Genomic DNA, 24,240 nt, shown 5'->3' with positions numbered 1-24,240 from the left:
GACGAGTGGCGTGATCGCGCTGTCACTCCCCGGCCCGTGCGCCGCGGCGGCGCACGGGCCGGGCGTGGCACCGCGGTCGGCATCGGAGGCGGTCTTCGGCTGCCGGTGTGCCTTCGGTCAGCGTGAGGCCGCCCAACTCGAAGATCTTGCCGTCGTACCTTGCGGTGGCGTTCGCGGCAGGCGAATGATGGGTCGGGGAACCCGGGGGAAACCAGTGCAACGGCGGAGACCACTACCGCTCCCCCCGCACGACAGCAGGCCGCTACAGCCCTGCACTTCTGCACTTCTGCACGACAGCACTTACGCACTTCGGCAGTTCAGCACTCGGCGTACTTTGCAATCCTGACAGCGCGGACGGCTCACGACGCAGCTGATCGCACGACTGCTCGTGGGGCAGACGACCCGCGGTCTCGGGGGGAATCTGCACGGGGGTGCACGCGGCGGAAGCCCGTGCGCGCGCTTGGATCCGGCACCCGCAGGCCCTCATAGGGCTGCCTCGGAGCCGTCCCCCGCCCCCTGACCGGCGGCGCTCACCGGACGCATCGCGGGTCATCACGGGGAGGCACGGCAATGACTTCTATCAGTTCCGTCCTGATCGGTGGCGGGAGCGTACTCGTTCGCTGTGGCGAGGCAGTCATGGCGAATGGACACCGGATCGCAGGCGTGGTGACCGGTGACGCCACCGCCCGGTCCTGGGCGGTGAAGGCGGGTATTCCGCACCATGAACTCGCCGAGGCGGTGGCCCTCGCGCCACGGTTATCCTGCGACCTCCTGTTGAGCGTCGGCAACTACGCGGTGGTGCCCGAAGCGCTGCTGGCCTGCGCGAGGCGGGCAGCCGTCAATTACCACTACGGCCCGCTCCCCGAGTACTCGGGCCTGCACACGCCGTCCTGGGCCATCGCGGACGGGGCACGGGAGTACGGCATCACCTGGCACCGCATGGCCGAGGAGGTCGACGGCGGCGAGGTGCTGGCGCGGGTACCGGTGGCGATCGAGCCCGAGGACACCGCGCTGTCGCTGGGCCTGAAGTGTGACGAAGCCGCCGTCGCCAGCGTGGCCGAACTGATCGACCAGATCGCGGCGGGCCGCGAGACCTCGACCCCTCAGAGCTCCGCGACCCGCCGCTATTTCTCGCGGCACACCCAGTTCGCCGACGAGGGTCTGATCGACTGGAACCTTCCGGCCGAGCGCATCGCCGCCATGGTCCGGGCGACCGACTACGGACCGTTCGCGAGCCCGCTGGTGTGGCCCAAGGTCAACCTCGGCGGGCACGTCCACGCCCTCCGGGGAGCCCGCCACCAGCCCGCCACTGCGGATGACGCCGCCGCCGCGCCCGGTACGGTCCTCTCCTGCGACGAAGCGTCGGGCCTGCGGGTGGCCACAGGCGCCGGAAGCGTCGCCCTGGTCCGGCTGTGCACCCTGGAGGGCGAGGAACGCTCCATCGGCGCCATCGCGGCGGCCCATGGGATCCGGCCCGGCACGGTCCTGGACGTCCCCGGCGAGGACGCGGGCGCGCGCCTGACCGAAGCGGGTGTCAGGGCCTCCAAGGCCACGAGCCGATGGCGTGAGCGCCTGATCAACGGCGGTGACCACCCCTATCGCCTTCCCTATCCGCAGCCGGGCCCGGGGACCCGGGCGCGCGCAGAGAGCGGACAACAGCCGGATCCCGTCCTTGTGCGATGCCACGTCCCGCCCCGGACCGGCGGCGGCGACGGCGACCTGGAAGCGTCCGCGGCGGCCGCCGCGGACCTGGCCGGTGCGCTGGGCATCTTCCTCGGCCGGGCGAGCGGCCGACGGGAGGTTCACCTCGCGATGGCGGCCCCTCGCGATGGCGTCGACGCCGCGCACCGGGACCTGTTCCTTCCCTGGCTGCCCTTGCCGTGCCGGGTCGACGCCGAGGCGACGATCTCGGAGAACCTGCGCGCGGTGCGACGGGAGTTCACCCGCGGCCAGGAACGCGGATGGATTCGCCGCGACGCCGTCGGCCGGGACGAAGCGCTTCGGGAACGCTGGAACAGCGGCGCACTGACACCGGATGTGCTGATCTCCTGGGGCACCCGCGAGGCCGCCGGCCACGGCCCCGGCGGCCGGGACGGACACCGTCCGAAACTGGAACTCCACGTCCAGCGGGACGATGGCCAGGACGGCGGCCAGGAGAGCGCGCTCGTCAGCTTCCACTACGATGCCACTCGCCTGTCAGCCCGGGACGTCGCCCGGCTGGCCGGTCAGTTCACCGCGTGGTGCGGCCGACTACCCGCCGCCGCGGAGCGGCTTCCGGGCACCGCCGACCTTCTCACCGCGGACGAACGCGCGGCCCTCATCGAGGAGTTCAACGAAACGTCCCGCGCCGCCGCGGACCTCCCCGAACAGGGCCTGCACCGACTCTTCGAAGAGGCCGCGCGCGCCCATGCCGAGGACACCGCGGTGGTCAGCGCGGACGTCAGCCTGACCTACGCCGAGCTCAACGCCCGGGCGAATCGGCTCGCCCGTGCGCTGACCGACCGGGGCGTGGGCCGCGGCGACCTGGTCGGCGTGGCCCTGGGCCGCTCGACCGACCTCGTCGTGGCCCTCCTGGCGGTCATGAAGACGGGCGCCGCCTATGTGCCCGTCGACCCCGGGTTCCCGGCAGAACGCATCCGCCAGATGATCGACGACGCCGATCCGATCCTCATCGTCACACCCGCCACCGTGCCCGCGGCCCTCGCCGCCTGGGACACCCGTTGCGTGAGCGTCCACCTGGGTGCCGAGCTGAGCGCTGACGGGGACCTCGCGGTCGAGGTGGGCGCCGGGGACCTGGCCTATGTCCTGTACACATCGGGCTCGACCGGCCGCCCCAAGGGGGTCGAGATCACCCACGGGGCAGTCGGCAACTTCCTGGCCGCCATGCGCCAACGCCCGGGGTGCACCGCCGCCGACCGGCTGCTGGCGATCACCACCGTGTCCTTCGACATCTCCGTACTGGAGCTGTTCCTGCCGCTGCTCTGCGGCGCGACCACGGTCATTGCCCAGGCCCAGGAGACCCTGGACGCCAAGGCCCTGAGCGGGCTGATGGAGCGGCATGCGATCACCATGATGCAGGGCACCCCCTCCACCTGGCAGTTGCTGCTGGACGGGGGCTGGCAGGGCACCCCCACCCTGAAGAAGATCCTCTGCGGCGGTGAGGCGCTGTCCCGCGATCTGGCGGACCGGCTGCTCGCCGCCGGAGACCCGGTCTCGGTGTGGAACATGTACGGCCCCACCGAGACCACCGTGTGGTCGACGGCCTGGGAGGTGGCGGCCCGCGCCGAGGAAGGCGGCATCCTCATCGGCACCCCGATCGACCGCACCCGGGTCTACGTCCTCGGCGAAGACCTCTCGCCGGTGCCGCTCGGCTTCCCCGGAGAACTGTGCGTCGGCGGCGCCGGAGTGGCCCGCGGCTACCGAGACGACCCCGAGCAGACTCGGCTGCGCTTCCCGGACAACCCCTTCCACCCCGGCACCCTCTACCGCACCGGCGACCTGGCCCGCTTCGTCGACTCCGGCAGGCTGACGCTGCTGGGACGCAACGACCGTCAGATCAAACTGCGCGGCCACCGCATCGAGTTGGCCGACGTCGAGGCGGCCGTCAGCCGCCATGAGTCGGTCCACCGCGCCGTGGTGGTCGGCCGTGACGAGCACCTGGTCGCCTACTGCGTCCGCGACGTGGCTCCGGCCAGCGGTCCGGTCCCCGCTCCGGTGGACCAGAGCACCGCCCTGGCCGAATGGGCAGCGGCCTGGGACCGCGCCTATGAAGCGGGCACCGATGCCGCTCCCTCCGGCACCGCCACCGGCACCGGCACCGGCACCGGCACCGGCACCGGCACCAGCGCCGGTCCCGGCACCGCCGACGCCACGTTCAACCTGGCAGGCTGGCGCAACAGTTACGACGGCCTCCCCTTCTCCGACGCTGAGATGCGCGACTGGCAGCGGAGCTCCGTCCGGCGCATCCTCTCCCACGCACCGCGGGACATCTTCGAGATCGGCTCCGGCAGCGGCCTGATGCTGTTCGGCCTGGCACCGCACTGCCGCAGCTACCACGCCGTGGACGCCTCCGCCACGGCCGTCGAGATGACCCGGCGGCACCTGGCCTCCCTGCCGCACGTGACCTGCGAGCAGCGCGCCGCCCACGCGCTCCCCGAGGTGGCCGAGGGCGCCTTCGACACCGTGGTCATCAACTCGGTGGCCCAGTACTTCCCCAGCGCCGACTACCTGACCTCGGTGCTGGAGTGGGCGACCAAGGCGGTCACCAGGGGCCGGGTGTTCCTCGGTGACGTACGCGACCTGTCGCTGCTGGACGTCTTCCACGCCGACGTGGCGCACTTCCGCGCGGCGGGGGAGACCGGCGGGATCTCCGCCGAGGAACTGGCCCGACGCACCGAGCGCGGAATGCGCGAGGAGCGCGAACTGGTGCTCGGCCACGCCTACTTCGCCAGCCTGCCGAACGTGTTCCCGCGGATCAGCCGTGTCGACATCACCCTGCGCGACGGCCGCTACGTCAACGAGATGACGCGCTACCGCTACGACGTCACCCTGCACATCGGTGAGGACGCCCACCCCGCCACCCCGGCGGCGGAGAAGGACTGGCAGGCCGACGGTCTCGACCTGGCCGCGCTCCGCGCCCAGCTGGGTTCGGTCGCCGACCGCCCGCTCCGCCTGAACGGCATCCCCAACGGCCGGCTGGGCGAGGTGTGCGGCCGGGTGGCCTCAGCCCTGGAGAGCAGGGGCGCCAGCACCTCGGCGGTGCCCACGTCCTGGATCGACCCCACCGACCTCGCCGGCGCCGCCGCTGAAGCGGGCCTGGAATTGGCCCTGCTGCCCAGCCGCTCCGGCGGCACCTGGCGGTGTGACGCCCTGTTTTGGCGGCCCGGCCAGACCCCCGACCTCGGTTCGCACGCGGCAGAAGTGCCGGACCGCGACGCTCTCGGCGAGTACGCCAACACATCCGCGGTCGGCGAGCCGCCCAGGACCCCGCTGCACCGTGTGCTGCGCCCCTGGCTGGCCGAGCGGCTGCCGGGGTACATGGTGCCCGCGTTCTTCGTGGAGTTGGACGAGCTTCCGCTGACCCCGAACGGCAAGATCGACGAGAACGCGCTGCCGGACCCGGTGCTGGAGGTAGACGCCACCGCCAGGCCCGCCACCGAGCTGGAGCGGGACATCGTGGCCATCTGGTCGGATGTGCTCGGCCACGACCGGATCGGCGTCAACCAGAACTTCTTCGAGATCGGCGGCACCTCGCTGCGGGTCGTCCGGGTCCAGACGCGGCTGGAGGAGCTGCTGGGACGGCCCCTCCTCGGGGCCAAGCTCTTCGAGCACTTCACCGTCAAGACCCTGGCCAACTACCTGTCCGGCGGCACGCGGACGCGCCAGCAGGCCGTGCCCGACCGCCGCCGGGCCGACCAGGACGAGCCCATCGCCGTCATCGGCATGGCCTGCCGCCTTCCCGGCGACGCCAACACACCGGAGGAATACTGGGAGCTGCTGGAGCGCGGCGGAGACGGGATCGTCGACGTTCCGAGGGACCGCTGGGACGCCGATGCCCTGTACAGCGCCGACCCGGCGGTGCCCGGCACCTCGTACTGCGGCCAGGGCGGGTTCGTCCGTTCCATCGACCTCTTCGACGCCGCCCTCTTCGGCATCTCGCCGCGCGAGGCCCGCTCGCTCGACCCCATGCAGCGCATGGTGCTGGAGACCACCTGGGAGGCGTTCGAGCGCGCCGGCTACACCATGGACCGGCTGCGCGGCAGCCAGACCGGCACGTTCATCGGCATCGGCAAGAGCTCGGCGTGGCGCGAGTACGGCCTCACGACGGCCGGCGGGCTCAGCGACCTCGACGGCTATGTGGGCTCGGGCTCCATGGGCGGCACCATGTCAGGCCGGGTGTCGTACATCTTCGGCCTCGAGGGGCCGACCCTCACCGTGGACACGGCATGCTCATCCTCCCTGGTCACCACCCACCTGGCCTGCAACGCACTGCGCGGCGGCGAATGCGACCTCGCGGTGTCGGCCGGGGTGAGCCTGATGCTCACCCCCGAACTGCACGTCGAGTTCAGCCGCCTGCGCGGCATGTCCACGGACGGCCGCTGCCGGTCGTTCTCCTCCGACACCGACGGCACGGGCTGGAGCGAGGGCTCCGCCACCGTCATCCTCAAGCGGCTGTCCGACGCCCGGCGCGACGGCGACCCCGTCCTGGCGGTGCTGCGCGGCACCGCCGTCAACCACGACGGTCACAGCGCCAGCCTGACCACCCCCAGCGGCCCCGCCCAGCAGCGGGTCATCCGCGCCGCCCTGGCCGCATCCGGACTCCAGCCGGGCGATATCGACTACCTGGAGGCGCACGGCACCGGCACCAAGCTGGGCGACCCCATCGAGGGCACCGCGCTCGCGGAGGTCTTCGGCGGCAGCCACTCGGGGGAGGCGCCGCTGTGGGTCGGTTCGGCCAAGTCCAACCTCGGTCACACCCAGGCCGCCGCCGGTCTGGCCGGCCTGATGAAGGTCGTACTGGCCATGGGCCATGACACCCTTCCCCGGACCCTGCACATCGCCGAGCCCACCCCGGCCGTGGACTGGAAGGGCGCCCGCATGGCGCTGGTCCAGGAGCAGCGCCCGTGGCCGGCCGGGGACGTGCCGCGCCGCGCGGGTGTCAGCTCGTTCGGCATCGGCGGCACCAACGCCCATGTGATCGTCGAGGAGCCTCCGCGACCGGCCGCGAAGGCCGTCGAGGAGGGCGCGCCCGCGCCGCTGCCGTGTACGGTGCCGTTCGTGGTGTCCGGCCACGACGACGCCGCCCTGCGCCAGCAGGTGGAGAACCTGCACCTGCACCTGGGCGGGAACGTCCAGGACGACCTCGGTGACGTGGCCCGCTCCCTGGCCACCACCCGCAGCCACCTCCGTCGCCGCCTGGTGTTCCAGGCCGGCGAGCGGGCTGAACTCCTCGGCGAGCTGGCCTCGTTCGCCCGTACCGGGGAACTGCCCGCGGAGTCGGTGCGCACCGGGAACCACGCCGAGGAACCCCGGCTGGCCCTGCTCTTCACGGGCCAGGGCAGCCAGCTTCCGGGCATGGGCAAGGACGTCTACGACGTCTACCCCGTCTTCCGCGAGGCGTTGGAGGAGGTCGCCGCCCGCTTCACCGAGCTGGAGAAGCCTCTTCTCGAGGTGATGTGGGCCGATCCGGCCGACGAGGACGCGGCCCTGCTGCACCGCACCCACTTCACCCAGCCCGCGCTGTTCGCCCTGGAGGTCTCGCTGTGGCGGCTGTGGGAGAGCTGGGGCGTGCGGCCGGAGCTGCTGCTCGGCCACAGCATCGGCGAACTCGCCGCCGCCCATGTGGCGGGGGTGTTCGACCTGGCCGACGCCTGCCGGCTGGTCGCGGCCCGTGGCCGACTGATGCAGGCCCTGCCCGCCCGCGGCGCCATGGTGTCGGTGGACGTCGGCGGCGAGGAGGCGGAAGCCGCCATCGACGCCCTCGGCCTGCGCGGCAAGCTGGACGTGGCCGGACTCAACACGCCCACGCAGACCGTGCTGTCGGGTGACACCGACGCCGCCGAAGCGATCGCCGCCCACTTCACCGAGCACGGCCACAAGGCCAAGCGGCTGACGGTGTCACACGCCTTCCACTCGCACCACATGGACGGCATGCTCGCCGAGTTCCGGGCCGTGGCGGAGACCGTCCGCTTCCGCCCCGCGGCGGTCCCCCTCGTCAGCAGCCTCACCGGCGAGCGCGCCGCGCCGGGCGAACTGGAACACCCCGACTACTGGGTGCGCCAGGTGCGCCACGCGGCCCGCTTCAGCGACGGCATGCGCAACCTGCGCCGAGAGGGTGCGAACACCTTCCTGGAGCTCGGCCCGCAGCCCGTGCTGTCCGGCCTGGGGGCGTTCTGCCTGGCCGACGAGGGACCGATGTCCTGGGTGCCGTCCTGCACCCCGGGCAAGAACGGCGCCTCGGTCATCCAGCGCGGCCTGGCCGAGCTCCATGTGCGGGGCGTCCCGGTCGACTGGGACGGCTACTTCGCGCCCTTCGGCGGCGGCCGGGTGGCCCTGCCGACCTACGCCTTCCAGCGGGAGCGGTTCTGGTTCGAGCCACCGCTGTCCCGCGCGCCCGGCGCCGGTCTGAACCCCACCGGCCACCCGCTCCTCGGCGGCGGTGCGGAGATCGCCGGCACCGAGCTGTCCCTGTTCACCAACGTGGTGGCGGCGGACCAGCCCGAGTGGGTGGGGGAGCACCGGGTGATGGACACCGTCCTCTTGCCTGGCACGGCGTTCTTCGAGGTCATACGGGCGGCGGGGGACGCGGCCCACGCGGGCGAATGGGACGTGTCGGACGTGGTGTTCGCCTGGCCGCTGGTGATCGCCCCCGGGACGCCGGTGCGCACGCAGGTCACCGTGGGCCCGGCGGTCGGTACGACCCGTCCGGTCAAGGTCTACAGCGCGCCCGAGGGGCAGGACGGGTGGCAGCTGCACGTCGAGGGCTCGCTCACGCCCGCGGAGACGGCCGGTGCCGCTGGCGTCAGCGCGGAGACGCTGCCACCCCGGGGCGCCGAGCCCCTCGACGTGTCCGCCCTCTACCGCGAGCTGGACTCCGTCGGTTACGGCTTCGGCCCGAACTTCCGGGGCATAAAGGAGGCTTGGCAGACGGAAGGGTCCGTGTGGGCCAGGGTCGCGCTGGCGGAGAGCGCGCAGCAGACCGCCGCCGGCTACGTCCTGCACCCGGCCCTGCTGGACTCGGCCATGCAGTCGCTGCTGATGACCCAGCGGCTGCGGAACCCCGACAGCGACGACGTCTTCGTACCGTTCGAGGCCGAGCGCCTGTCGGTGCGGGTGAAGGGTCTGGCGGAGATCTGGGTCCGGGTCGCCGAGTTCGAGCTGGGCGACGGCGAGTTCTGGGGCTCGCTCGACATCCACGACGGCGACGGCGGCCACGTCGGCCACCTCCACCGCCTCCACGCACGCCGAATGGACCGGGCAGTGATGCGACGCCTGGCCGCGGCCGGAGTGGACCGCTTCCAGTTCGACGTCGACTGGCGCCAGCTCGACACCGAGGATGTCGAGCTGGGCGGCTCCTGGGGCATGCTGACCCCCGCCGGGGACGTCCCGTGGGCGCGGGAGGTCAAGACCCTCCTGGTCCGGGCCGGTATCCAGGTGATCAAGGTCCAGGACCTGGAGGACGCCGAGGACCTGGACGGCCTGGTCTGCCTGTGGGACTCCGAGGCGGAGGTGCCGGACCAGGCCCGCGCGTTCGCCGCCGGGGCGCTGGAGCAGCTTCAGGAAGCGATCGGCACCGAGTTCCGCACCCCGCTGGTCTGGGTCACCCGTAACGCGGTGGGCACCGGGGCCGACGACACGGTCTCCGGGCCGGGCGCCGGTCCGCTCTGGGGCCTGATGCGTACCGCCCGCAACGAACACCCCGAACTGAGCCTGCGCCTGATCGACATCGGCGAGGAGGAGGCGGACCGCACGGCCCTCCCCGCCGCACTGATGCTGGAAGCCGAACCGGAGTGCGCCATCCGCGACGGCGAGGCGCTGGCGCCACGGCTGCGGCGGGCGGGCGAGGAGGCGTCGGTCCCGGCCCAGCAGCGGCCCTTCGTACGGCCGGACGGCGCGGTGCTCATCTCGGGTGGCGTCGGCGGCCTCGGCCGACGCGTGGCCGGGTGGCTGGCCGGCACCCACGGCGTACGCGACCTGGTGCTGACCTCCCGCCGGGGGATGGCGGCCCCCGGCGCGCAGGCCCTGGTGGACGAGCTGTCCGAGCTGGGCGCCACCGCCACCGTGGTGGCGTGCGACGCGGCGGACCGCGATGACGTCGCAGCGGTGATGGCACTGTTCGGTGAGAAGCGCCCGCTGCGCGGTGTGGTCCACGCGGCAGGTGTGCTGGACGACGGCGTCCTGACCGCCCTGACACCGGAGCGGCTTGACGCGGTCTTCCGGCCCAAGGTGGACGGCCTGTGGCAGCTCCACGAGCTGACCCAGGACATGGACCTGGACTTCTTCGTGATGTTCTCCTCCATCTCGAGCGTCCTGGGAACACCCGGCCAGGGCAACTACGCCGCCGCCAACGCCTTCCTGGACGCGCTCGCCCACCTGCGCCGCGCCGAGGGCCTGCCGGCCACTTCGGTGGCCTTCGGCCCCTGGGAGGGCGACGGCATGGCCGCGGGACTCAGCGAGTTCGACCGAGTCCGCTTCGCCCAGCTCGGGCTGGACCGGCTGGCACCGGACGAGGGCCTGGAGCTCTTCGAGCTCGCCGTCAGGAGCGGCCCCGCGCTGAGGGTGGCGGCCGCGCTGGACCTGAACCGCGTCCAGCACTACTTCGGGGACCACGGCGGCATACCGCCGCTGTTCCGCGCGCTGCTCGACAGCGACGCCGGCGGACGCCCCCAGCCGGGTGGCGGAACGGACCTGCGCAAACTGCTGGGCGAGGCCCCGCCGGAGGAGTACCCGGCCGTGATGCTGAGCACGGTCCGCGCGGAGGTGGCGAAGACCCTGGGCTTCGCCTCGCCGGAGGCCGTGGGCGTCGACCTGCCGCTCCGGGACATCGGCTTCGACTCGCTGACCGCGGTCCTGATGCGCAACCAGCTCGCGAACCTGACCGGACTCACCCTGCCCGCGAGGATCGCCTTCGGCCACCCCAACCTCATCTCCCTGAGCGACTTCCTCCTGACGAAGCTGCTGGAGGCGGGGCTGGACGCGGCACCCGGGCCCGGCACCGGCACCGGCGCGGTGGCCGCCGAGGCGGCCGATGCCGCGGCCACGGACCTGTCGGTGGCCCGGAGGGGCCACTTGCACCCCGACCTCCGCTTCGACAACGCCACCCCGGCGCCGGAACGCCCGGAGGCGGTCTTCGTCACCGGCGCCACCGGATTCGTCGGCGCACACCTGCTGCACGAACTGCTCGCCTCGAAGGTGGTCGCCCACTGCCTGGTGCGGGCGGACGACGCCCAACGGGCCATGGACCGCCTGGTCGCCGCCCTCGACGACTACGGCCTGTGGAACGAGGAGTTCGCGCCGCTGCTGAACCCGGTGGTGGGCGACCTCACCCAGCCGCTGTTCGGCCTGGACGAGAAGCGCTTCGACGAACTGGCCGACCAGGTGGACGCCATCTGCCACTCCGCCGCCCTGCTGGACTGGATGCGGCCGATGGCGGAATACATCGGCCCCAACATGGTTGGCACCCACGAGGCGTTGCGTCTGGCCTCGCGCGGTCGCGGCAAGGCGTTCCACTTCATCTCCACCTTCGCCACGCTGCCGAGGTACCTGGGGTACCCGGTCACCGAGGACTCCCCGGAGTACGGCTATCAGACCTCCAAGTGGCAGGCGGAGCAGATGGTGGCCGCCGCCCGCTGGCGCGGCGCGAAGGCGTCGACGTACCGGCTGCCGTATGTGAGCGCCTCGACCCGCACCGGGCGGTTCCGGCTCGACCGCGGCGACTTCCTGCACAACCTGATCACCGGCTGCCTCGCGATGGGGAGCTTTCCGTCGCTGGCCGCCGACCTCACGGCGGTGCTGCCGGTCGACTACCTGTGCCGGACCGTCGCCCAGGCGATGACCAGCGACCTTTCACGCATCGGCAGGGACTACGACTTCGTCAACTCCGGCGCCCCGACCTTCGACCGCTTCTTCGAGATGGTCGGGGCCGCCGGCGGCGGGGCGGAGATCGTGCCCTTCGACGCATGGCGGCAGCAGGCGCTGGACTTCGCCGCGGGGCACCGGGCGAGCCCCCTCGCCCGGATCGCCGCCCTGGTGGACGGCCTGACGGCGCAGGGCCTGGTGGACATGTTCGCCGCGCTCCCCGTGGGAGACGCCGTCTTCGGCGCGGAGGACTACCCGTCCCCGCCCGTCGACGAGGAATTCGTCCGTGCCTATGTGCACCGCATCAACACTTCGGACCGAGCGGAGAACACCACGTCATGAGCGACGCGACCCACGCACCGGACGCGACGGTGGACGACGACGCCACTGTCACCGGCACCTACCAGAAGACCGGCACCTTACTGCACTCCTCGGCGGCGGCACACGCCGAGCAACTGTCCCCGGTACTGGACAAGTACCAGGTGGACAAGGGGGAGATGGAGTCGGCACTGCCTCCGCACCGGAAGCTGAACACGAGCTGCTTCCGCCCCGAGGCACACCCCACCCAGGTCGTCAGGATGAACCTGGACGACGACCTGGCGGACAACCTGGCACGCCAGCTGCGCTGCCAGGCGGTGATCCAGGAGAGCTTCGCCGCCGCCTCGATCGGCAGCTACTTCCCGGTCTCCACCATGTTCGAGAACTGCGTGCTGTTCGTGCCCTCGGCGAAGCGCTTCTACGACCTGAACCAGGACCTCGTCCAGGAGCACTTCCCCGAGGTCGAGACCGCGGTGGTCAATGCCTTCATCGTGCCGGCCGAGAAGCGGCCGTACGGCACCCACGCGGCCAGCTCGATCGCCCTGCAGATCCCGTCGCTGGTGAAGAAGCAGCTCGGCTTCCCCACCGAGTACCGCAGCTTCCACACCGCGCTGACCCCGACCCCGCTGAACCGGCAGCCCTTCGTGATCTTCGAGGAGGCCGAGCTGGAGGCCCCGAACCTCCCGTACACCTACGAGAAGATGCTGGAGCACGGCCTTGAGGGCGCGGAGAAGGACGCCGTCGACAAGGCGCTGTACCTCTTCCTCGAGGGGCGGCTGTCCGAGATCGACCTGCCCTCGGTGCGGGACTTCCTCATGGCGATGTACTGGGCGAAGACATACGCCGACACGCCGTCCCCGGGCTACTACTGCGACAGCCGGGTGGGCGACGCCCTGGTCTTCGACAACTACCGGGCACACGCCGACAGCACCCTGCCCCGGACCACCAAGGACCGCCTCACCATCGACCTGCGCTGCTTCAACAAGGTGTTCTACCCGAAGGGCATGACCAGCGGCCTGGACTTCATCGTCGATCCGGACGAGCGCGCCTACCAGACCAGGCGCAAGTGGGCGTCGATCGAGTTCCTGCTCGCCACGCTCGGCTACGAGAGCGTCGACGAGTTCCTGCGCCTGGTGTTCGGCGGCACCCTGCGCGCGGCGGACATCGATCCGTTCGGCCTGATGACCGACCTCCAGTTCGGCATCTACAACAAGTCCGAATACCACCTGCTTGACCAGAACCTCGACGACCACTACGAGCGGGTCGAGGCCCTGTACGACCGCATCGCGAAGGAGGGGGAGTACGTCCTGCCGGAGCGGGCCAGGCAGCGCCTCACGGCGCTGAGCGAGACGGGAAGCGCCGGGTAGCCGCGGGGATCGCGCTCGTGCCGGGGGCTGAGCCGACGGTGGCCGGCCGGGGTCATCCGCCCTGCCGCCGGGGGCCACCTGGCTCGGCCCACAGCGAACGCACATGGCCGAGGTGGCGGGTCATGCACTTCTCGGCGCCCCGCACGTCACCCGCGACCATCAGGTCGAGGAGTTCGATGTGCTCCTCGGCGGACGGGATCAGCTGGTCGCGCTCGTCCAGTGTGGTCAGTCCGTACAGCCGTGAGCGTTTGCGCAGGTCGCCGACGGTTTCAACGAGCCGGTCGTTCCCGGCGAGCGCGAGCAGGGAGAGATGGAACCGGCGGTCGGCCTCCAGATAGCCGATGAGGTCGTGCTCGCGCGCGGCGCGCACGATCTCCTCCGCCACCGGGCGCAGCGCCTCCAGGTCCTCGCGGGCGGCGCTGCGGGTGATCCGGCCGATCATGGGGACCTCGATCAGGGTGCGGATCTCGGTGTACTGGTCGAGGTCGCGTTCGTTGACCTCGGTGACGCGGAAGCCCTTGTTGCGCACCGGTTCGACAAGGCCCTCGCGGGCCAGGTCGAGCATCGCCTCGCGCACCGGTGTCGCGGAGATGCCGAAGTCCTCGGCCAGGCCGGGCGCCGAGTAGACCTCGCCGGGGCGCAGTTCGCCTGAGATCAGCGCGGCGCGCAGGGCATGGGCCACCTGGTCGCGCAGCCGCTCCCTGGTGGTGATGAGGTTGCGCTGCTTGAGGTGGCCCATGGCGGTTGGTGATCCCTTCGTGCCCCGGGCCTTCTCGGCCGAGAGGATCACCAGAGTACAATGTCATGTTGCTCTCACGGGTGCCCATGCGCAGGTGCGACTACGGCCGCCGATGGGGAACGCCCGGGCGCCATCGCCTTGTTCGCGCAGTCGGTGAGTTCCCGTTCGCGTGGGCGGTGAGCGCGGGGGCCCCGCGATCGATCACTTCATCCTCGACCGGGCCGCGGGCGGCGACAACAACCTGACCAATATGGACTGCTGGTTCGGTGAGGTGGACATCTGGTCCGACCAGCGTGCGGACACCTCGGACTACGCCTGCGAGGGCCCCCTCCGCGGCTGACGCCCCCGCTCAGGGGGAAGTGGTCCAGCGCGGCGCGGTCTCGGCCCATTCGGTGTCCCACTCGGCGAGATTGCGCCGTCGCAGGACCACGGCGGCGCCGCGGTAGGCGGCGGCACCGGCGAGGACCACGGTAAGGAAGGCCATAAGCGCCCAGCCCATGGTGCGGCTGCGGATCTGTGCGGTGTCCATGGGCGGTTCGGCGATCGCTCCGTCCGCGTCGACCCACACCTGGACGGAGCTGCCCGCGTCCAGCCCGGGCAGTACGTCGGTCTCGGCGGTGCGGGTCCGTCCGTCCGGGTCGGTGAGGCGGACCGTGGCCGGGTAGCGGTTCTCCCGCGCCTCCGCCGAGCCGGGCTCCGGATGATCCGGGGCGTCGTGGATGAGCACGGCGGTGGTGCGGTGCAGGGCCTGTCGCTGGTGCTCGGCGGTCGCGCGGTAATGCCGTTGGGCGGCGTCACCGGCGGCGAACAGGGCACCGAGCCCCAGGATCGGCACCAGCAGCAACAACGCCAGTGCGATCCGGCCCTGGAGGCGGTCCGTGCACCGGTACAGCGGATTGTGCCGCCAGCGCCACAGCGACAGGGGATGCACAAGCCCGTGGTGCGGGGGATCGGGCGGCGGCTGCGCGGGAGGTGTCGCGCCGGACACGGTGGTTCTCCTTCCGGGGTCGGGGGATGGCGTACCGGAGACCCCGGCCGGCGGGGTCGGCGGGGTCGGCGGAGGAGCGGGTCGGGTCAGGGCGGGGACGTACCACTGGCCGACGGATGGCCGTGCGCGGCCCGAAGGATCTTGGCGGCGCCGCGGATCGCCGCGGTGTGCGGTGCGGGAACCGCCCGCAGGGGTGCGTGGGTGCCGCCGATGAGCCGGTGAGTGAGGTCGGGGCGCAGGGCGCCGCCCCCGGCCAGGAGGGCTCCCCGGGTCAGCGCCTCGGCGGTGTGGGACGTGCGGTCCTGCCGGAGCATTGAGGTGATCATGGTGCTGATGGCTTCGCTGATCTCCGCCGTGGAGCTGGCACCGGCGAGGTCGGTGGTGCCCAGGGCGGTGCGGCGGGCGTCGACGACCAGGCCGTCGAGGAGGAGGACCACCTCGGTGAGGTGGGCGCCGATGTCCACCACGAGCAGCGGGAGGGAGAGGTCGGCGTCCGCGGCCAGGGCGATGGCGCGTGCGGTGGGGACGGTCAGGACCGCACGCGGGCGCAGCACCTCCACGGCCGTGCGGGCCCGCTCCCGATAGGCGGGGCCGTCCAGCACGGGCGCGGTGACCACCACCAGCGGGCGGCCGAGGCGGGGCAGCCGATGGCTGAGCAGCCGGTCGAGCATCCGGGCCGTTCCCGGAACGTCGACGATGGCGCCGCGCTGGATCGGGTACACCGCTCCGGCACCGGGGAAGGTGATGGTGGGCACGTCGAGGATGGTGCCGCGGCCGGCGATCCAGGCGCGGGTGCGGGCGCTGCCCAGGTCGAGGGCGAGGCCGCAGCAGTGTCGGCACCACGGCCGGGGCCGGTGCCGGTGCCCGGCGGGGGAGCCGCCGGCCCGGAAGCGGCGGAGGACGGTCATCGTTCGGCCTCCCGCACCTGCTGGCACCGTGCGCAGTAGCGGGCCTGTGGAACGATCATCAGGCGTTCGCGTTCTACGGGGCGACGGCACAGGTGGCAACGGCCGTAGCGGCCCTCGGCGATGCGCCGCAGCGCCGCCTCCACATCGGCGAGGACCATGCGCGCGGAGGCGGCGACTTTGACGTGTACTTCGGTCTGAGCCGCGGAGCGGCGCCGTAGCAGGTCCTCGGCGCGGGGCGCCGCGGCGATCTGCCGCAGCTGCTCCTGGCGGAACAGCCGCTGTTCATGCAGGTTCTCCCGCAGCGCGGCAAGATCCTCGGGCGACAGGTGCGCAGCACGGTCGCCGATGGTCTGGTGGTTCACCACTTCACCCCTTTGAGCAGGGCGGAGACGAAGACGGGTCGGATGGAGCCGGGATGGCGGCCGGTCAGGCGGTGGCGCGGCCCTGGCAGGCGACGCAGTGCCGGGTGTAGGGGAGGATCTCCAGGCGTTCGGCCGGGACGGGCTTGGCGCAGCCCTGGCAGCTGCCGTAGGTGCCGTCGTCGACGCGGACGAACGCCTCGTCGATCTCGGTGAGGACCCGCTGGATCGCCTCCGTCTGCGCGGACACCAGATGGGCGTCGGTGCTGTGCACGCTCTCGTCGAGGGCACGCAGCTGAGCCAGGCGGCTGTTGCGGGCGTGCTCGAGGCGCTGGCGGGCCTCATGAGAGGTCAGCCGCCCGGGGCGGGGGCCGGTCTGGGCGGTGTCGAGCGGCACGATGAGGTCCCTTCTCATAAGCGCGCTGCGCGCGGCAGTGGCCGCCCGGTTCCGTCGCCGCGGTCGCCATGACCGCGAGCGCTGGCTGGCCGTACCGGACGGCTCGATCGTCTTCGACTCTGCTCGATTCGGCGTCGGAAACCCATCGGGCGCGGACCCCATTTGCCCGGGACAGTGGTGACCACGGGGCGATGGCGGGAAACGGCGCATGGGTATCCGACGCCCCCGGATATGGGGAGCGGGCCCCATCGACCGCGCGCGGTGCCGAAGGCAGGCTGTGTCAGGCTCGGTCGTGATCAGCCGCGGTGGCTCCGCCCGGGGCGCGATGAGCCACGGGGCGATGAGCCGCAGGGCGATGAGCGACAGTAGAGCTGATCACACGCGAAGCGCGGAAGGAGGAGTGTCCCCGGTGTCGCTGTTCTGGCGGATATTCGGGCTCAACGCCGTGGTGCTCGGCACCGCCACGGCGCTGCTGCTGTGGGCGCCGGTGACCGTCTCCGTGCCGGTGCTGCTGACCGAGGCGGGCCTCCTGGTCGGCGGTCTCGCCGTCATGCTGGTCGCCAACGGCACCCTGCTGCGCTGGGGCCTGGCCCCGCTGGACCGGCTGGCCAAGCTGATGACCACCGTTGACCTGCTGCGCCCGGGCCAACGGCTGCCCGTGCCCGGTGCCCGTGGCGGCAGTGAGGTGTCCGAGCTGATCCGCACCTTCAACGCCATGCTCGACCGGCTGGAGCACGAACGCGCCACGTCCAGCGCCCGGGCGCTGCTGGCCCAGGAGGCGGAGCGCCGCCGCATCGCCCAGGAACTGCACGACGAGGTCGGGCAGAGCATGACCGCGATCCTGCTGGTGCTCAAGCGCACCGCGGACGACGCCCCCGAGCCGCTGCGCGAGGACCTGCAGCAGGCCCAGGAGATCACCCGGGAGAGCCTGGACGAGGTCCGCCGCCTGGTGCGCCGTCTGCGGCCCGGCGTCCTGGACGACCTGGGCCTGGTCAGCGCACTGACCTCGCTCACGCAGGACTTCGCCACCCACACCGGGCTGCGTGTCGTACGCCGCCTCGACGCCGACCTGCCCACCCTCGACCAGGAGAGCGAGCTCGTGCTGTACCGGGTGGCTCAGGAGAGCCTGACCAACGCGGCCCGCCACGCGGACGCGCGGCGGATCGGGGTGAGCCTGCACCGCGTCGACGAGTCGGTGGTGCTGGAGATAGCCGACGACGGCCGCGGCATCGAGGCCGCCTGCGAGGGCGCCGGGATCCGCGGCATGCGCGAACGCGCCCTGCTCGCCGAGGCCACCCTGGACATCACCTCGACGCCCGGCGCGGGCACCCGGATCCGCCTCATCGCACCAGCCCCCAGGAAGCAGCCCTGACCATGCCCGATCCGACGCCGCCCGGACCCGCCACGGCCTCGACACCGCCTCCCGTGATCTCTCCCGCGGCCGCTCCCACGGCCTCTCCCACGACCGCGGCGCCGATCCGCATCCTGCTCGCCGACGACCACGCCCTGGTACGCCGCGGCGTACGCCTGATCCTCGACCGGGAGCCCGACCTGGAGGTCGTCGCCGAGGCCGGGGACGGAGCCGAGGCCATCGAGGCGGCCCGGAGCCGGGAGATCGACCTGGCCGTGCTCGACATCGCCATGCCGCGCCTGACCGGCCTTCAGGCCACCCGCGAGCTGGTGGCGCTCAAGCCGGGCCTGCGCATTCTGATGCTGACGATGCACGACAACGAGCAGTATCTGTTCCAGGCGCTGAAGGCCGGGGCCTGTGGCTATGTGCTGAAGTCGGTCGCCGACCGCGATCTGGTCGCCGCCTGCCGGGCCGCGATGCGCAATGAGCCGTTCCTCTACCCCGGCGCGGTCACCGCCCTCATCCGCAACTACCTGGACCGCGTCCGCCACGGCGAGGAAAACCCGGACCAGCTCCTCACCCCTCGCGAGGAGGAGGTCCTCAAACTGGTCGCCGAGGGGCACTCCTCCAAGGAGATCGCCGAGATCCTGTTCATCAGCGTCAAGACCGTGCACCGCCACCGGGCGAACCTCCTGCAGAAACTCGGTCTGCACGACCGGCTGGAGCTGACCCGCTACGCCATCCGCGCCGGTCTCATCGAACCCTGACGTACGCCCCGATCACGCGGCAGGGAACCGAGCAGCCAGCAGGAATCCGAACACCCGGCAGGAAAGGGACGGTGCATGCGCCCAGCACCCCGCACCCTCCCGCCCGCCGGTCACCGACTGGCCGGAACGCTCGTCGCGCTCCTCGCCGTCCTGCTGGCGCTGGTTCCCGCCGATACCGCGCGCGCCACTTCCGGCCCCGTGCCCCACTCGGCCCCGGCGGCCACGGGCGCCGAGCGTCCGGACACCGGTCCCCGGGCGGATGACCCGTGCGCCACCGGCTGCGCGGCCCAGGCCAGGGTCCGCCACGACCACCTCGGTGAGCGCCCGTGCCCACCGGATCACCACGCCACCGACCCCCGCGATGCGGATGGCGCCCCGGCTGTCGGTGCCCGTGCTTCGGCGCGTTCCGCGCGCGTAGTTATCTCTCCCGGCCGATCGGCCCATGACCGTGGCCGGGCCCCTCCGGCGCCCGCAGGTAACTGACGCCACCCATCACCCTTTCTTCCGTCGCGGCCGTGCGTGCCGCTGCCGCGACGTGCCTGCCGGAGGCCCGTGTTGAAACGCCGCGAAAAGTCAAATAGCCGGAATAACCGGAATACCCGGAACAAGCGGAGCAAATTCCCGCGCATGCGTGCGCTGCTCGCCCTCGCCGTGATCGCCGGATCGCTGGCCATCGCCCTCACCACGCCGGTCCGCCTCGGCCTCGACCTGCGCGGCGGCACCCAGATCATGCTGGAGACCCGCTCCACCCCCACCACCCACGCCGACGCCGCGGCCACCGACCGCACCATGGAGGTGCTGCGCGGCCGCATCGACGCCCTCGGCGTCGCCGAACCGACCCTCGTCCGCTCCGGCGACAACCGCATCCTCGTCGAACTGCCCGGCGTTCATGACCCGAAGAAGGCGGCCGATGTGCTGGGCCGCACCGCGCAGCTCACCGTGCACGCGGTCAGCGGCCCGGCCGGGACCACCGACCGCGCCACCACCCCCTCGACGGATCCGGCCGAGGGGCGGGTGCTGCCGGATGAGTCCGGACGGCCCCTGCGGCTGCTGGCCGCCGATCTGACCGGGCGGGACGTCGAGGGCGCCGACGCCCGCTTCGACCAGCAGGGCGGTGCCGGATGGCATGTCACGGTCGACTTCTCCAAGACCGGCAAGGACCGATGGCGAGAGGTCACCGCACGGGCCGCCTGTCATCCGGCCGGTGATCCGCAGCGACGGGTCGCCATCGTCCTCGACAACAAGATCATCTCCTCGCCGCAGGTCGACCCCTCCGTACCGTGCGGGACCGGCATCCCGGGCGGCAGCACCCAGATCACCGGCTCCTTCGACGACGCCGAAGCCCGCGAACTGGCCCTGCTCATCTCCGGTGGCGCCCTGCCCGTACCGGTCGAGACCGTCGAACAGCGCACCATCGGCGCCACGCTCGGCGATGCCGCGATCGAGGCCGCGGCCCGCGCCGCCGTCATCGGCACCGCGCTGACCGCACTGTTCATCATCGCGGTCTACCGGCTCCTGGGCCTGCTCGCGACCGTCGCCCTGGCCGCTTACGGCCTCATCTCCTACGCCGCGCTGGCCGCGCTCGGCGCCACCTTGACCCTGCCGGGCCTCGCCGGGTTCGTCCTCGCGATCGGCATGGCCGTGGACGCCAACGTCCTGGTCTTCGAACGGGCGCGCGAGGAGTACGCGGCCTCTAGCCGCCCCAGCCCCCGCTCGGCACTGGCGGCCGGGTTCCGCGGTGCCCTCAGCGCGATCGCCGACTCCAACATCACCACGCTGATCGCCGCGGGCCTCCTGTTCGCCTTCGCCTCCGGCCCGGTGCGCGGCTTCGGTATCACCCTCGCCATCGGCGTCCTCGCCTCGATGGTCAGCGCCCTGGTGATCAGCCGGGTGCTCGCCGAGTACGCGGCCAACCGCCCCGGGGTCTTCCGCCGTCCCCGCGTCACCGGCATCGCGGGCACCGGCTGGGTCCGTGACCGGCTGCTGCGCCGCGACCCGTTCCTGATGCGCCGTCCCCGCCGCTGGCTGGCCGCTTCCGCCGCACTCGCCGTCGTGGCGGCGTCCGGCGTCCTCGTCCGCGGCCTGGACTTCGGCATCGAGTTCACCGGGGGCCGACTGATCGAGTACGCCACCAGCGCCCCCGTCGACCCCGACCGGGCCCGTACCGCCCTCACCGACGCCGGGTTTCCCCGCGCGGTCGTACAGTCCTCCGGCGACACCGGGCTTACGGTGCGCGCCGAGAACCTGACCAACACCGACGAGGCCACCGTCAACGAAACCGTCAGCGCCCTCGGCGGCGAGACGAAGAAGGTCCGCGACGAGCTGATCGGCCCCAGCATGGGCGACGAACTGCGCCGTAACGCCCTCATCGCCCTCTCCCTCGCCCTGGGCGCCCAACTGCTGTACCTCGCGGTCCGGTTCCGCTGGTTCTTCGGGACGGCGGCCGTCGTCGCGCTCGCCCACGACGTGGTGATCCTCATCGGCGCCTTCGCCTGGCTCGGCAAGCCGGTCGACGGGGTCTTCCTGGCCGCCCTACTGACCGTCATCGGCTATTCGGTCAACGACTCCGTCGTCCTCTTCGACCGCGTACGCGAACTGCTCGGCCGCGACCGCGCCACACCGCTTCCCCGACTGACCAACCGGGCGATCCTGCAGACCCTGCCCCGTACCGTCAACACCGGCATGGGCGCGGCGTTCATCCTCACCGCCCTCGCGGTCCTCGCCGACGACACCCTCGCCGACTTCGCCCTCGCCCTGCTGATCGGCCTGGCGGTCGGCACCTACTCCTCCGTCTTCACCGCCGCCTCACTCACCGTCGAACTGCACCCGCGCCGAAAGCCCCCCGGCAGGGTCCACCGGTGACGCTGCGCGATCGCCGCGCTGATCTACCAGGTGCGGGCGGCCCGGACTCGGGCCGCTGATCGCCCATACAGGCGTGGGGCCCCGCGCATTCGGCCGATCACGGCCGTGTCGGGGCCGTCATGCCCGCCCTCGTGGCGGGATGTGTGCGCAGATGGGTCGTGGTGTCCGTCGATGACCGAGGTGGGTTGTGGTGAGTGCGTCGACGCTTCCTCCGGCCGGGGGAGCAGTGATCGGCACGGACGGGTTGGCCGCTCTGGTCGACGTTCTGCGGGCCCGCGGGTACACGGTGGTCGGACCCACCGTGCGGGACGGCGCCATCGTCCTGCAGGAGCTGGAATCCGCCGCTCAGCTGCCGTACGGATGGGGCGTGGACCTCGAGGCCGGGCGGTACCGGCTGCGGTCGCGTACGGATGGCGCGGCCTTCGCCAACGCGGCCGGTCCGCAGTCCTGGAAGACCTTTCTGCACCCCGCCAGGGTCCGCCAGTGGACGGCCGAACGCGCGGGCGGAGAGCTGGTCATCGAGGCGGATGACACCGCGCCGCCCCGCTTCGCGTTCCTCGGCGTCCGCTCCTGCGATCTGCGGGCCATCGCGGTCCAGGACCGGGTCCTGACCGCAGGGCCGCACTCCGACCCGGTCTATCGGGGCAGGCGGTCCGGGGCGTTTCTGGTGGCGGTCGAGTGCACCGAGCCCGGGGGCACCTGCTTCTGTGTCTCGATGGGCACCGGTCCCGCCGCCGGGCCCGGGTACGACCTGGTGCTGACCGAACTGGTCGATGACGAGGGCCACCGGTTCTGGATCCGCGCCGACAGTACGGAGGGGGCCGAGATCCTGGCGGAGCTGCCCGGCGAACCGGCCTCCGAGGCCGTCCGCCGGTCCGCCGTGGACGCCGTCGGGTCCGCCGCGGAGCGGATGGGCCGCACGATGCCGGACACCGACCTGCGGCGGCTGATGGCGGAAACGCTGGAGGCGCCCCGCTGGGACGACGTCGCATCACGATGCCTGACCTGCGGCAACTGCACCATGGTGTGCCCCACCTGCTTCTGTACCACCACCGAGGACGTCACCGATCTGACCGGGGACCACGCCGAGCGCTGGCGGGTCTGGGACGTCTGCTTCGACCTGGACTTCTCCTATCTGCCTGGCGGCCCCGTACGCGCCTCGCCGCGCAGCCGCTACCGGCAGTGGCTCACCCACAAACTCGGCACCTGGCACGACCAGTTCGGGTCGTCGGGGTGCGTGGGCTGCGGCCGGTGCATCGTCTGGTGTCCGGTCGCCATCGACATCACCGAGGAGGCCGCGGCCCTGCACGACTGGACCCGGCGTACGGAGGACGAGCCGCGATGACCGGAAGGCCCCTGCTGCTGGAGACCCTTCCGCGGGTCCAGCGCGACCGGCTGTTCACGCTCGCCGACGAACGGGACTTCCGCCCCGGAAGCACCCTGTTCGACGAGGGTGGCGTCGCCGACCGGTTCTGGCTGATCCGCTCCGGCGAGGTCGCCCTGGACGTGTACGTCCCCGGCCGTCGGCCCCAGGTGGTCGAAACCCTCGGGCCGCGGCAGCAGCTCGGATGGTCGTGGATCTTCCCGCCGTACCGCTGGCACCTGGGCGCCCGGGCGCTCGGCCCCGTGCGGACCTGGGAGTTTCCCGCGGCCGAGGTGCGTGAGCTGTGCACGGCCGATACCGAGCTCGGGTACGAGCTGATGCTGCGGTGCGCGGCACTGATCGCCGACCGGCTCCAGGCCACCCGGCTGCGGTTGCTCGACCTCTACACACCGCACGGAAACGTCCCGTCGTGACCACCGTTCCACTGCCGTACCGGGTGACCGCCGTCTCGGCGGAGACCGCGGACTGTGTGTCGCTTGGGGTCGCACCGGTGGGGCGGGCGCTGCCTGAGTTCTCGCCGGGCCGGTTCGCCATGGTGTACGCCTTCGGCGCCGGTGAGGTGCCGATCTCGGTCAGTGTGATCGGTGACGGCCACCGTCTGGTGCACACCATCCGCGCGATCGGCGCGGTCACCGGCGCACTGTGCCGACTCGGGGCGGGGGACACGATCGGCCTGCGGGGTCCCTACGGCACCGGCTGGGACCTCGGCGCGGCGGCCGGGTCGGACGTCCTGGTGATCGCCGGTGGCATCGGGCTCGCCCCGCTGCGCCCGGCGGTGCGCCATGTGCTCGACCACCCCGGGCGCTACGGCCGTCTTCATGTGCTGATCGGGGCCCGCACGCCCGAGGATCTGCTCTACGGGGAGGAACTGGAACACTGGCGGCGCGCCCCGGCCCAGGTCGAGGTGACCGTCGACCGGCCCGGCCCCGGCTGGCGGGGCAGCGTGGGCGTGGTCACCACCCTGCTGGACCGGCTCGACTGGCGCCCGGATCGCACCGCCGCGCTGCTCTGCGGCCCCGAGGTGATGATCCGGCACACCGCCCGGGCGCTGCTCGCCCGCGGGCTGCCCGCGGGCCGGGTCCAGGTGTCGCTGGAACGGAACATGCGCTGCGGCACCGGGCATTGCGGCCACTGCCAGCTGGGGCCCCTGCTGCTGTGCCGGGACGGCCCGGTCGTCGGCTACGACACCGCCCGGCCCCTGCTCGCCGTCAGGGAGCTATGAC

The 24,240-nt window shown here is 72.2% G+C and carries 14 protein-coding genes; 9 read left to right on the top strand and 5 right to left on the bottom strand.

Translation table 11 applies throughout. The annotated features are described in order from the left end of the window. The first annotated feature begins 636 nt into the window (after positions 1-636). Positions 637-11,919, top strand: coding sequence for a polyketide synthase (locus VT50_RS10665; protein WP_240529118.1), 11,283 nt, complete (start codon positions 637-639; stop codon positions 11,917-11,919). After that, positions 11,916-13,262: a hypothetical protein gene (locus VT50_RS10660; RefSeq protein ID WP_046084069.1), complete on the top strand. Its 1,347-nt coding sequence runs from the start codon at positions 11,916-11,918 to the stop codon at positions 13,260-13,262. The genes VT50_RS10665 and VT50_RS10660 overlap by 4 nt, the downstream gene beginning before the upstream one ends. A 52-nt stretch (positions 13,263-13,314) precedes the next feature. Here the strand turns inward: VT50_RS10660 and VT50_RS10655 are convergent, their stop codons facing one another. Further along, on the bottom strand, positions 13,315-14,001 hold the full coding sequence (locus VT50_RS10655; RefSeq protein ID WP_046084068.1) for a GntR family transcriptional regulator: 687 nt from the start codon (positions 13,999-14,001) through the stop codon (positions 13,315-13,317). Between the two features lie 169 nt (positions 14,002-14,170). Between VT50_RS10655 and VT50_RS39270 the strand changes: the two genes are divergently transcribed. After that, positions 14,171-14,341 carry a hypothetical protein gene (locus VT50_RS39270; protein ID WP_158083198.1) on the top strand — a complete coding sequence of 57 codons (171 nt, stop codon included), beginning with the start codon at positions 14,171-14,173 and terminating at the stop codon, positions 14,339-14,341. Positions 14,342-14,350: 9 nt separating this feature from the next. Here the strand turns inward: VT50_RS39270 and VT50_RS10650 are convergent, their stop codons facing one another. The 4 genes from VT50_RS10650 to VT50_RS10635 form a co-directional block, all read right to left on the bottom strand. Next, positions 14,351-14,989: an Rv1733c family protein gene (locus VT50_RS10650; protein WP_046084067.1), complete on the bottom strand. Its 639-nt coding sequence runs from the start codon at positions 14,987-14,989 to the stop codon at positions 14,351-14,353. Positions 14,990-15,075: 86 nt separating this feature from the next. Beyond that, positions 15,076-15,897: a rod shape-determining protein gene (locus tag VT50_RS10645; RefSeq protein ID WP_046084066.1), complete on the bottom strand. Its 822-nt coding sequence runs from the start codon at positions 15,895-15,897 to the stop codon at positions 15,076-15,078. Further along, positions 15,894-16,262, bottom strand: coding sequence for a TraR/DksA family transcriptional regulator (locus tag VT50_RS10640; protein ID WP_046084065.1), 369 nt, complete (start codon positions 16,260-16,262; stop codon positions 15,894-15,896). Before VT50_RS10640 ends, VT50_RS10645 begins: the two co-directional genes overlap by 4 nt. A gap of 61 nt (positions 16,263-16,323) precedes the next feature. After that, a complete protein-coding gene (locus VT50_RS10635; protein WP_107424771.1) occupies positions 16,324-16,671 on the bottom strand; it encodes a TraR/DksA family transcriptional regulator in 348 nt (115 codons plus the stop codon). A gap of 391 nt (positions 16,672-17,062) precedes the next feature. On the opposite strand from VT50_RS10635, the gene VT50_RS10630 reads away from it, so the two are divergent. From VT50_RS10630 to VT50_RS10605, 6 genes are all read left to right on the top strand, one after another. Then, entirely contained in the window at positions 17,063-18,025 is a 963-nt protein-coding gene (locus tag VT50_RS10630; RefSeq protein ID WP_046084064.1) for a HAMP domain-containing sensor histidine kinase, read from the top strand. 2 nt (positions 18,026-18,027) lie between these two features. Then, the gene (locus tag VT50_RS10625; protein WP_046084063.1) at positions 18,028-18,771 is read left to right on the top strand and encodes a response regulator; all 744 of its coding nucleotides are present in this window, start codon (positions 18,028-18,030) and stop codon (positions 18,769-18,771) included. Between the two features lie 627 nt (positions 18,772-19,398). After that, entirely contained in the window at positions 19,399-21,633 is a 2,235-nt protein-coding gene (secD, locus tag VT50_RS10620; RefSeq protein ID WP_053048398.1) for a protein translocase subunit SecD, read from the top strand. 187 nt (positions 21,634-21,820) lie between these two features. Continuing rightward, positions 21,821-22,978 (top strand): 4Fe-4S dicluster domain-containing protein, encoded by a 1,158-nt coding sequence (locus tag VT50_RS10615; RefSeq protein WP_046084060.1) that lies wholly within the window; start codon positions 21,821-21,823, stop codon positions 22,976-22,978. After that, complete coding sequence (locus tag VT50_RS10610; protein WP_046084059.1) at positions 22,975-23,430, top strand: cyclic nucleotide-binding domain-containing protein; 456 nt, start codon at positions 22,975-22,977, stop codon at positions 23,428-23,430. Before VT50_RS10615 ends, VT50_RS10610 begins: the two co-directional genes overlap by 4 nt. Continuing rightward, positions 23,427-24,239: an FAD/NAD(P)-binding protein gene (locus tag VT50_RS10605; protein ID WP_046084058.1), complete on the top strand. Its 813-nt coding sequence runs from the start codon at positions 23,427-23,429 to the stop codon at positions 24,237-24,239. Before VT50_RS10610 ends, VT50_RS10605 begins: the two co-directional genes overlap by 4 nt. Position 24,240: the final 1 nt, after the last annotated feature.

The sequence above is a fragment of the Streptomyces antioxidans genome (assembly GCF_000968685.2).
GTDB classification, from domain to species: domain Bacteria; phylum Actinomycetota; class Actinomycetes; order Streptomycetales; family Streptomycetaceae; genus Streptomyces; species Streptomyces antioxidans.
The sequence above is the reverse complement of the archived record's forward strand: the minus strand, read 5'-3'. Positions and strand labels throughout refer to the sequence as shown.

What these genes read in the sequence shown, in the direction of transcription:
- VT50_RS10665 (WP_240529118.1), top strand. Translation starts at nt 637, where the DNA reads ATGGCGAATGGACACCGGATCGCAGGCGTGGTGACCGGTGACGCCACC.
- VT50_RS10660 (WP_046084069.1), top strand. Translation starts at nt 11,916, where the DNA reads ATGAGCGACGCGACCCACGCACCGGACGCGACGGTGGACGACGACGCC.
- VT50_RS10655 (WP_046084068.1), bottom strand. Translation starts at nt 14,001, where the DNA reads ATGGGCCACCTCAAGCAGCGCAACCTCATCACCACCAGGGAGCGGCTG.
- VT50_RS10645 (WP_046084066.1), bottom strand. Translation starts at nt 15,897, where the DNA reads ATGACCGTCCTCCGCCGCTTCCGGGCCGGCGGCTCCCCCGCCGGGCAC.
- VT50_RS10635 (WP_107424771.1), bottom strand. Translation starts at nt 16,671, where the DNA reads ATGAGAAGGGACCTCATCGTGCCGCTCGACACCGCCCAGACCGGCCCC.
- VT50_RS10625 (WP_046084063.1), top strand. Translation starts at nt 18,028, where the DNA reads ATGCCCGATCCGACGCCGCCCGGACCCGCCACGGCCTCGACACCGCCT.
- secD (WP_053048398.1), top strand. Translation starts at nt 19,399, where the DNA reads ATGCGTGCGCTGCTCGCCCTCGCCGTGATCGCCGGATCGCTGGCCATC.
- VT50_RS10610 (WP_046084059.1), top strand. Translation starts at nt 22,975, where the DNA reads ATGACCGGAAGGCCCCTGCTGCTGGAGACCCTTCCGCGGGTCCAGCGC.